Origin of the sequence: Fundicoccus ignavus, assembly GCF_009659375.1 — a bacterium.
GTDB lineage: Bacteria > Bacillota > Bacilli > Lactobacillales > Aerococcaceae > Fundicoccus > Fundicoccus ignavus.
In genome coordinates this window covers 1-7958 of the sequence record NZ_WJQT01000039.1, presented here as the reverse complement: position 1 = coordinate 7958, position 7958 = coordinate 1, and the positions used below count along the sequence as shown (strand labels likewise).

The 7958-nt window shown below is 33.5% G+C and carries 9 protein-coding genes; 5 read left to right on the top strand and 4 right to left on the bottom strand.

What is annotated here, in order from left to right; all coding sequences use genetic code 11:
• Nucleotides 1–785 precede the first annotated feature (785 nt).
• The 4 genes from GF867_RS13450 to GF867_RS13435 all read right to left on the bottom strand — a co-directional run bounded on the left by GF867_RS13450 (nt 786) and on the right by GF867_RS13435 (nt 3638).
• Nucleotides 786–1889, bottom strand: coding sequence for an IS30 family transposase (locus GF867_RS13450; protein ID WP_153833604.1), 1104 nt, complete (start codon nt 1887–1889; stop codon nt 786–788).
• 202 nt (nt 1890–2091) lie between these two features.
• Nucleotides 2092–2625, bottom strand: coding sequence for a DUF3278 domain-containing protein (locus GF867_RS13445; RefSeq protein ID WP_172974047.1), 534 nt, complete (start codon nt 2623–2625; stop codon nt 2092–2094).
• Complete coding sequence (locus GF867_RS13440) at nt 2615–2818, bottom strand: helix-turn-helix transcriptional regulator (protein WP_153833602.1); 204 nt, start codon at nt 2816–2818, stop codon at nt 2615–2617. Before GF867_RS13440 ends, GF867_RS13445 begins: the two co-directional genes overlap by 11 nt.
• A 358-nt stretch (nt 2819–3176) precedes the next feature.
• Complete coding sequence (locus tag GF867_RS13435) at nt 3177–3638, bottom strand: hypothetical protein (protein WP_153833601.1); 462 nt, start codon at nt 3636–3638, stop codon at nt 3177–3179.
• 883 nt (nt 3639–4521) lie between these two features.
• On the opposite strand from GF867_RS13435, the gene GF867_RS13430 reads away from it, so the two are divergent.
• The 5 genes from GF867_RS13430 to GF867_RS13405 form a co-directional block, all read left to right on the top strand.
• Nucleotides 4522–5079 (top strand): hypothetical protein, encoded by a 558-nt coding sequence (locus GF867_RS13430; RefSeq protein ID WP_153833600.1) that lies wholly within the window; start codon nt 4522–4524, stop codon nt 5077–5079.
• A gap of 16 nt (nt 5080–5095) precedes the next feature.
• Nucleotides 5096–5680: a recombinase family protein gene (locus GF867_RS13425; RefSeq protein WP_153833599.1), complete on the top strand. Its 585-nt coding sequence runs from the start codon at nt 5096–5098 to the stop codon at nt 5678–5680.
• 925 nt (nt 5681–6605) lie between these two features.
• On the top strand, nt 6606–7106 hold the full coding sequence (locus tag GF867_RS13415; protein WP_153833598.1) for an aminoglycoside 6-adenylyltransferase: 501 nt from the start codon (nt 6606–6608) through the stop codon (nt 7104–7106).
• Nucleotides 7075–7458 (top strand): aminoglycoside 6-adenylyltransferase, encoded by a 384-nt coding sequence (locus GF867_RS13410; protein ID WP_172974046.1) that lies wholly within the window; start codon nt 7075–7077, stop codon nt 7456–7458. The genes GF867_RS13415 and GF867_RS13410 overlap by 32 nt, the downstream gene beginning before the upstream one ends.
• Nucleotides 7459–7650: 192 nt before the next feature.
• Nucleotides 7651–7958, top strand: a 308-nt coding sequence (locus tag GF867_RS13405) for a TMEM164 family acyltransferase (protein WP_172974045.1), incomplete at its 3' end; no start/stop codon positions are given.

The following is a 7958-nucleotide window of genomic DNA, read 5'->3' as shown; positions in this document are numbered from 1 at the left end:
TAAAACAATCAAGCGAAGTGGTTTTGGTTATCGAAACTTTGAACATTTACGTGCGCGTGTCTTTCTAAGTCAAAAGCTACTCGCTAGATCTAACAAACCGATTCGCCCCTTATACTTTTCAGATGAAATAACCGCTGCTTAGTATCTAATTATAATTTGACTATAAGACTCCATGAAAAAAAGCCAAAGTGATGACTCACTTTGACTTTTCAGAGTCACCAACACTCAAAATTTTACAGCCTGAAAAATTATAAAAAAGCGGAGTTTATGCAAAATTCAGCACAAAAATTGGTTCGAATGTTATAAGTTTTATTTGTTTGAATACCTAAAGCTCAAATTGCTTTTCTGAGGTTTTTTCCAATTTATTACTTTTATTTTTAAACCACTTTGAAAGATGAAAATTTTGGTATACATCAAAGACTCTCTTTTTGAAGCAGAAAATTTAATTCTACTCCACTTTGAATTTGATGATTTTACCACTACTTTTTCGTTTTTTATGCGTTTTGGGTGTATAGTACCTTTATTAGAATCTGACTTTAAATTATTTGATTGGTCTTGGGTGATGATATTTAATTTAGGTTTATTCACTGAGACTATTCTAATAGGCTTTATACGAAAATTTCAAGTTTAAGTTAGCCACTTTATTTTTAAGTGTGTTACCAACTAACTTAACTTATTTTATTACCCGTCAGTGCTTGATAACAAGCTGAGGTAGGGTAGTCTCTTGGTCAATCGTGCACTTGCCAGCTTCTCAGCGATCAAGTCATGCCGAGTGAGACTCGGTATCAAGCACTAACAGATTCATTCTTCGGTTGCACTTGGCGTTCTTTGTGAAATTCTCTCGCGAAACAGTCATAAGGCGTTTGATAGCCTAATAGCTTGCGTGGATAATTATTCATCCAGTTTTGAATCCTTAGGCACTTTACCTCGCATAATGCTTGGAGTGGTTGTCCTTTAGGGAGAAAGCGACGAATGATTTTATGTTGATTCTCACTCGTTCCACGTTCCCAAGAAGCATAAGGGTGCGTAAAATAGACGTCGAGTGTATCCTGTAAAGCGGTATGCAGGCCCGCAAATTCCGAGCCATTATCTGACGTTATCGTTTTAAATAGTTGGTTGAAAGCATCACCTGCGCGTTGACGCAGAGAGTCCATCGCTTCATCCACAGCCTGAGCCGTTTTGTTCTTGAGTTTCAGAATGACTTCATAGCGCGTCTTACGTTCGACTAATGTCAACAATACAGGGTCACAGGCCGCTTGACTGCCAATCACTGTATCAATTTTCCAGTGCCCAAAGTGCTCTCTGGTTTCGATTACTTTTGGGCGATCTTCAATCGATGGTCCTAAGACACGTTTGTTTCGACGCGCTTTAGTCGTTCGTTTCTTGGTATTACGCGAAAGATTTTCTAACAAATCCAAGTTGCGAGTTTTCATCACACCGCTATCGATCCAATGGTATAACGTCGTTGTGCAAGGAACAATCGCAGCGTCAAACAACTGATGTTCACGAGCAAACCCCACGACAACATAGGGGGACCATTTATCTTGAAGCATCTTTTCGTCTGCCCAGTCAATAAAGGCGTTGGAATCCGCCCATTTAGGTCGCCTACCGCAGTGAAGACGTTGACGCTCATAATTAGCTTTTCCGGCATCGGCATCATATAGTGTGTAGGAATAGTCGTAGGTTTTACCGTTTTGTTTTTGGCGTTTCAGTTGCGTGATGGTGCCTCTTTTCACTTCATTATGAATGGTTTGAGGGGATCGCCCTAATAACTTGGCAATGGCGCGGTGAGAATAGGCTTCTTTCTTGAGAATCTGAATGTGACAACGCTCTTGATAAGATAGGTGTGTCCCTTTTCGTGAGACTGTGTTAAACTGGTCTTGCGTCATGTGAATTCATCCTTGTCTATTGAGAGTTGTGGTAACTTCAATATTAACATGAATTTCACGTGGCGTTTTTTTATGGAATTTTAGAGGTGGCTAACCTCATTATAAAATCCTCCTTTCAAATAAATATAATATAAATTTATTTTTCCTCGAAAATCGATCAGAAATAGTAAACTTTTAAAAACTATAGCAGAATTGATTGTTACTAATTTGTTTCTTTCTTTATCCTAAATCTACCTACAACATACATAATCCCACCAAAGAATATGGCTTGTACAATTGACGTGATTAAATTTCTTGGTGTCTGAATATATGAAATGATATTTTCATTTTCACTAAACCAGTTTATTAATGCTCCTAAAAAATACATTCCTAATCCAAATTGAACGCCTGCCAATATCCCCGACCTTAAAACCTTTTTCTTAGCTGTTTGAAAATCTGTTTTCTCTACTTCAACATCGTTCAACTTACTCTTTTGACTAGCAATAATTAGATACGTGCATACGACAAAAACACTCACAAATGTATTAATGCCAATATAAACCCATAATGTCTGCACTGGGTATTTAAACGCAAAAAGGCATGCTATGAAATTAGCAATAAGAAAATACCACCACAATCCCATAAACGCATTATTCCCTATTCTATTCACTTCTTTTTCTTTATATTCATCATAATCTCCAGTAATTCCATAGAATCTTCTAATTATTTTTATTCTCAATGGCTCTTTATTTTTCATCAGTCTTTTCCTCCCAAAATAGTCCATTTAAATCTGTATTTAACCTTTTAGCTAGTTTTATACATAAATCTAATGAAGGATTATATTTATTATTTTCTATTAGATTTATTGTTTGTCTTGCTACTCCAATTTCTTTGGCTAAAGTAAATTGTGATAAACCTTGCCTTTCTCTAAAAAACCTTACGTTGTTCATGTAACCACCTCCATTAGTCATATATATATGACTAATCCAAAGATATCAAAAAAAGCTATAGGTGTCAACTATAATTGACACCTATAGCTTTTTTATAAAATTATGATTGCAATAATTCTTCTCTACATTTCCTTGAATTTAACTTGTTATAATGCCACATTATGTTAACTAAAATATATTTAATAATTTTTGATTATTGCATCGCCAGCTGTCCACTAGTGCGGGCGAGACGTCCACTGAATGCGGACAATAAGTTCACTGAGTGCGGAGAGAAGTCTAATTGATGATTAGCCCTAATTTTAGTTCCAGGTGTTTGTATTTTTTTATTTTTCATAATAATTCCTTTTTTTATTTAAAATTATTTAAGCGAATCTAAAAAAGTTTCCTTATTTTCATTGATCCAACGTTGAAGTAACAATGCGTTTCCTAAACTCATTTGAAGTTCGTCTAATGTCACTTCGGACTTATTGCGTAACTTAGTAATGTTGCTTCTAGCGTAACCAGTTTCTGCTTCAACTTTATAAGCTGTTACATCTGAGTGGTAAATTAAATTTAGTAGATTTTCACCGTTAATTGATTCTGTTTCTTCTGGTTCAGGCGCTGACTCGTAATCTTTAGCAAATGTATTAAACCAAGTTTGAAAAATAAACGCTGTTTTGACTAACATTTTTTTGTAATCATTTGGATTAGAGCGATATTTAATGAGCGTGTTTTTGCGAAATTCAAATTTCAAATCATTCATGATTTCTCTACTAACAATATCAATATTTACTTCATCACTAGAAAATATCCAGCGCAACTGATTAATGTAAATTTTCATTTTTATTCCTCCGATATTTTTGTGTTCTTTTCTATAATGTTATATAAACCGGCAATAAAATTCTTTTTTGTAGTGTCAATTTCATGTTAAATTAAAGAATTTCAGCATCAAATATAAATAAAATCCAAACAAAACAGAACAAAGAATGCTTATTTAACGTCATTCTTTGTTCTGTTTCTTTAAATATTATGCGTTATTCCTTTTTTTCATAAACTTCCTATTGCCTATTGCCTATTGCCAGATGCAACCTGTATAACTTTATACATTTCAAACGATGACGACAGTTTATCTTTATAACGAATCATGTGCTGTGTAGTTACTACCTTCATTTAGAGTTCAGTATTATTAATTGTATAACTGTATAACTGTATAACTTTATACATTTCAAATGATGACGACAGTTTATCTTTATAACGAATCATGTGCTGTGTAGTTACTACCTGTATTTAGTATTCAGCATTAATGATTGTATAATTGTATAACTGTATAACTTTATACATTTCAAACGATGACGACAGTTTGTCTTTATAACGAATCATGTGCTGTGTAGTTACTACCTGTATTTAGTATTCAGCATTAATGATTGTATAACTGTATGCAAGTGGATACGACACTCTATTAGAGCCATATCGTCGCGATCAATTGTACCACCTAAATCGATTGCACCTGATTATTTAAATATATAATTATTGGTCTATAGGTGTCTTTTTAGGGTGTACTTATATAGGACAGGGCAGCACCTAAAAGGTAGAATCAAAATCAAACGTTTTGGTTCAATTCTTTGTTATAGTCAAAACTTAAGAGTATTGACTATGGTTTTGGTGTGCAGTAAAATCAATACATCAGACGGCGTCATAACTAATGGTCAAAAGTGGAGGTAATAATGAACAATGAAAGTAGACTAAACAAAATAATTGAATCGATTCGCTCGTCACTTGAAAGTAATAATCATTTTGCTGCATTAACAAGTTCTTTAATACTGATTGACATATGTGCGAAAGTTCATGAGCCTTTTGAAAGAGAAAATAACAAAAGGTATAAAAAATGGATTGATGATATTCTAATTACAAAAATTAATTATCCAACTGACTATCTGTCCTCTAGTAATATATGGTTTTTAAGATGCGCGATGATGCACGAGGGTTCCACGGATCCTACTTTAAATAAAAGTTATCAAAAATTTGGAAATAAGCAAGTTAGAGATATAGTACCAACTATATTTCCCAAAGATTTCGATGATAAATTTTTAGTAGCTTATCAAGGAGAGCAATATCCTACTTTGTTTTTTGATCTTATTTATTTTTGTGAAATGATTTTAATTGCTGCGAGTGATTGGATTGTAGACAATATAAAAGACGTAGATGAAGCTAATCTAAACTTATTTTCTATGGGATATACTCTTTACGATAAAAATAGTAAACTATTAATTTTTCGATCTTAGTAAAGGAGTTGTTAAAATGAAATATGGATACGCACGAGTAAGTACTCGCCACCAAGACTTGGAAGGACAACTACGTCAGTTGGAAGAAGAAAACTGCGATAAGGTGTTTTTTGAAAAAATAACGGGAACAAAAAGTGATCGCCCAGAATTCAAAAAGTTGCTACAAGCAGTTCAAACGGGAGACACGCTTGTGATTACCAAGTTGGATCGTTTTGCTCGAAGCACACAGGATGCGTTAAATACAATCAAGTATCTTTTTGAAAAAGGTGTGCGGATCAATGTACTTAATTTAGGTATAATTGAAAATACTTCTACAGGAAGATTAATTTTTACAATTTTTAGTGCTTTTGCGGATTTTGAACGCGATCTCATCGTTGAAAGAACACAAGAAGGAAAAGAAATCGCAAAACAGAGACCAGGCTTTAAAGAGGGACGTCCTAAAAAATTTTCTACGCAACAATTAGCTCTAGCTATGCAACTCTTAGAGACACATTCTTATTCAGAAGTTGAAAAAATGACAGGGATTAGTAAAAGTACTTTGACGCGACATAAACGCAGATTGATTACAAAAAACACAGAATTACTATCAGATGTAGAGTAAATTATAGGGACAGACAAATTATTAAAGTGGATTTTAAGACAATTTCGTGGAGAACTATGCACAGTTTAATTTGAAAACAGCTTAAAACGCTTCTTTTGACTCATCTTTTGCTTCGTTACCTGTCTTGCCACATGAGTAAGATGCAATGACTTTTTAATTGCATAATTCTGTACTTTTACGCTGCAGAGTTATGTACTTTTATTCGATAAAATGAGCCACATAAGCGAAGGTTAGGCTTTTAGTATAGTGATCGATTAGATAATATAACAAATCATAGCTGACGATTTGTTATAACTCTAAGTTTAACTTTAGAGTGACAACTGGAATAGTGATCGTTTTACTTATTCATTAACGAAAGGTTTATTCACTGAATAAACCTTTCGTTATCGCTAATGGTTGTATTTTAATCCACAACCATTCCATACGTTTAAGTATCATAATCAATAATTAAACTTTCTAAATCCTCGACTTAAGCGAGCAACGTCACCATTATGAAATCTATTATAGTGACCCCAGACGTACCGCTCCAGAAAAATTAAAAACCTTAGTTAGACATCCGATTCGTAAAGTGTAGCATTTTTTAACTTTCATCATGAAATTTAATATTCCACACAAATGAAGCCTTGAATGAATATTGAAATCACGTAAATATTGAGTACAGAATTGAATATTAAGGAGCTTTTATTTGACGACTAACTGGATTTGAGTCGTATAATGGAAGTAAGGAAGGAGTCTTAGGCTTTTGCCTACTCTTTCAATAAGAGAAGGGAGTTGTTACTGGAAGGACATTTAATAAGTTAACTGATTAAACAAATTTAGTTGTACAGCATCAAGAAAATCGATACTCGTTTTTGAATAAAAATTTAATCGCCAATCAGTCGTTATCTTTATGAACCAAATCAAAAAATAAAGGAGTCATGATATAATGCGAAATTCAAACCAAGTTTTTGACCTATTAACTAAAATTGTAACTGCCGATGAACGAATTAGAGTAATGACACTGGAAGGTAGTCGTGTGAATCCTAATGTAAAACAAGACCCATGGCAAGATTATGATATTACATTTTTAGTTACAGATGTTGAGAGTTATTTGACATCTGATAAATGGTTAGAAAAATTTGGAGAAAGAATTTTTGTGCAAAAACCTGAAGGGATGAGTTTGTATCCTCCCGACTTTCCCAATGGCTGGTTTTCTTATTTAATGTTATTTCCAGATGGTATCAAAATAGATTTGACTTTAGTTCCGATTGCGGATAGTCAACTCTATTTTGAACAAGATCCCTTAATTCAAATTTTTATTGACAAAGATGGACAGTTTCAGACCCCATTAGAACCAACTGATGAAATGTTTTGGGTACAAGCACCCTCTGCCCAACTTGTTGAGGATTGTGCCAATGAATTTTTATTTTGTCAGTACTTATGTTAAAAAAGGTCTACTAAGAAAAGAATTATTATATGCGAACGGGTTATTAGAACAAATTTTGAGACCTGAGTTACTGCGAATGTTAGGCTATTTAGTAGGGGCAAGAGCAGGCTTTCCAATTAATTTAAATAAACAAATGAAGCGACTGCCTCAGTTATTGTCAGCAGATGAAACACAACGGCTTTATCAAACCTATCGCTTAGAAAGCTTAGAACAAACGCAAATCGTTTTAAATGAAATGATGGTGTTTTTTGAAGAGGTATTACAGGAAGTCTGCCAATTAAGGGATTATCCGGCTCCCAATTTTTATGAAACGATTAAACTGTATCATCAAACAATGGAAACGGTCGTTTAAATAACGAAATTTTTTCACTGCAGAGTACACCATTAATAACACATTAATCAGTCAAATCGTGGTTTTTCCAATAGCGATTGTAATAATCATGTTAATATTAAGTAAATCAGAGAGAAGGTTGTAGCAGCGGTTACAACCTTTTTGCTATAATAAAGTTGAAAAATTATACTAGAATGATTAGAGGAGGATAAGATGACCGAGTTTATCCAACCGTTTGGTCCAAACCACTTATTATATATTGGCATTGTCATCGTGATAGGGATTTTACTGTTTTCAAATATTAAATTTGTGCGCAAATACCGTGATCAAATTAGTTTGATTGTTTTAATTATTAGTTTAATACAACAATGTATATTATATGGTTCTTACTTACTTTTATTTAAATTTGATTTATCGGAGTCAATGCCATTACATATCAGCCGGATCAATAGTATTTTAGGGATTATTTATTTAGCGACTAAAAATAAGCAGGTCATTAAGATTTTATCTTTTACTGGTTT

Bases quoted from the DNA above. Each gene is read 5' to 3' on its own strand.
- GF867_RS13430 (WP_153833600.1), top strand. From the start codon at position 4,522: ATGAACAATGAAAGTAGACTAAACAAAATAATTGAATCGATTCGCTCG.
- GF867_RS13440 (WP_153833602.1), bottom strand. From the start codon at position 2,818: ATGAACAACGTAAGGTTTTTTAGAGAAAGGCAAGGTTTATCACAATTT.
- GF867_RS13445 (WP_172974047.1), bottom strand. From the start codon at position 2,625: ATGAAAAATAAAGAGCCATTGAGAATAAAAATAATTAGAAGATTCTAT.
- GF867_RS13435 (WP_153833601.1), bottom strand. From the start codon at position 3,638: ATGAAAATTTACATTAATCAGTTGCGCTGGATATTTTCTAGTGATGAA.
- GF867_RS13410 (WP_172974046.1), top strand. From the start codon at position 7,075: ATGAATTTTTATTTTGTCAGTACTTATGTTAAAAAAGGTCTACTAAGA.
- GF867_RS13415 (WP_153833598.1), top strand. From the start codon at position 6,606: ATGCGAAATTCAAACCAAGTTTTTGACCTATTAACTAAAATTGTAACT.
- GF867_RS13450 (WP_153833604.1), bottom strand. From the start codon at position 1,889: ATGACGCAAGACCAGTTTAACACAGTCTCACGAAAAGGGACACACCTA.
- GF867_RS13425 (WP_153833599.1), top strand. From the start codon at position 5,096: ATGAAATATGGATACGCACGAGTAAGTACTCGCCACCAAGACTTGGAA.